Genomic DNA, 1691 nt, shown 5'->3' with positions numbered 1-1691 from the left:
TGACCTGGTCGGACGGCCACCACGCGGGCCAGCCGGCGCACGCGAGCCTGCGCTTCGACGGCGGTAAGGGCCCGGACCGCGGCGCGGTCCTGACCACGGCGGCGGGCGCGCCCCTCAACAGCGAGAAGTTCACCTCCGGCTACACGATCGAGACGTTCGTCAGGCTGCCCGAGCCCTTCGAGGGCGACCACGCCTGGATGGGCGTCCTGAGCTGGGAGGGCCGCAACGGCGACGCCGGCAAGACCACGGGCTGGTCGCCGGACGAGCCGACGTGCAGCCTCAACCTCTCCCCCGAGCGTTTCCTGCAATACGTCGTCTACCCGCACCGCCAGGACGCCGACCCCACCTCGTGGAGCCACACGCTGCCGGTGGGCCGCTGGATGCACCTGGCCGTCGTCAACGACGGCCGCCGCACGGTCGTCTACGTGGACGGCTCGAAGATCGCCCGCAATCCCGCGCAGCGCTCGACCGGCATCGCCACCCTCGGCAAGCCGTTCGTCATCGGGGCCACGCAGTTCGACGAGAAGTTCGGGCAGGGCTTCTACGGCTGGATCGGCGACACCCGCATCGTGGCCCGGGCACTGGCCCCGCGGGACTTCCTGGCCCCCGCCGCCCCCTGACGGCGCCTCCTGACCCCGCTTCCCGGCCCCGGTCCGCGCCCGGCGGGGGGGTGCGATCACCGCGGCCGGGGCGTTTCCCGCGCGCAGCCCGTAGGCTCAAGGGGCACCAGCAGGCAGGAAGCGTATGACCCCGTTCGACAAGCTCAGAGCCCGGCTCGCCCGCGTGGTACGGCGGGTCGGCGAGGCCGCGCCGCCGCGGGACGCCGCCGTCCTGCGGTGGCTCGCCTTCGTGGTCGCGGCGCTCGCCACGGCGGTGCTCGTCATCGCCGGTACGGCCCGCTCCACCGTCGCCGACGCGGGCTTCTACCGGGCCGCGCTCGACCGGGAGCACGCCTACGACCGGCTCTACGACGAGGTGCTCGTGGACCCCGAGGCATCGGGCGTCACCCGCGACCTGCTCGCCCGGCTGCCCGTGCCCGAGGCCGTGGTCACCTCCAACCTGAAGACGGTCCTGCCGCCGACCACCGCCCGGGCCCTCGCCGAGGGCGTCATCGCCGACGCGGTGGCGTACCTGCGCGGCGAGAAGGACGAGCTGACGCTGGACATCGACCTGCGACCGGTGCTCGACAACCTGGGCGCCGTGGGCAACGTCCACTTCGCCGACGTCGTCGCGAACCTCCAGGACAAGCCCGCCCCCGACTACTCCGCCTTCCAGTCCGACCTGGGCGAGGCCGTGAACCGGATCGCGGACGGCGAGCGCCCCGAGGGGCTGCCGACGCTCGACCTCACCGAGGCGCAGGTGCGGACCGCCACCGACACGGTGCTCCGGGCGGTCCCCGCGGACGAGCGGGCGGAGCTGCGCCCCCGGCTGCTCGCCTCGCTCGGCGTCGGCGACCTGGCCACGGCGCTCGCGGAGGTCGGGCCCGCGCTCTTCTCCGGCCGGGAGGAGAGCGCCGCCTCGGCGCTGCGGAACACGGCGGACGGGGTGTCCTGGGACCTGGCCTCCGAGTTCGACACCGGCAGTGACGACCTGCGGCCGGCGCGCGAGGCCCGCTCCTTCACCCGGCTGGGCCTCGGCTATGTGCAGACCGGCGCCGTCCTGCTGGGGCTCGCCTCGCTGGCGGTGCTGTG

General features: G+C 74.5%; 1 protein-coding gene and 1 pseudogene. Both read left to right on the top strand.

All coding sequences use genetic code 11. The annotated features are described in order from the left end of the window. A partial coding sequence (locus tag H5J30_RS31595) for a LamG-like jellyroll fold domain-containing protein (protein ID WP_220189548.1) occupies window positions 1-620 on the top strand: 620 nt, incomplete at its 5' end. A 124-nt stretch (window positions 621-744) separates the two neighbouring features. After that, window positions 745-1691: pseudogene (locus tag H5J30_RS31590) on the top strand (hypothetical protein); the annotation flags it as partial.

The sequence above is a fragment of the Streptomyces phytophilus genome (genome assembly GCF_013870535.1).
Lineage (GTDB): Bacteria > Actinomycetota > Actinomycetes > Streptomycetales > Streptomycetaceae > Streptomyces > Streptomyces phytophilus.
Note: the sequence above shows the minus strand (reverse complement) of the source record. Positions and strands in the feature narration are given on the sequence as shown.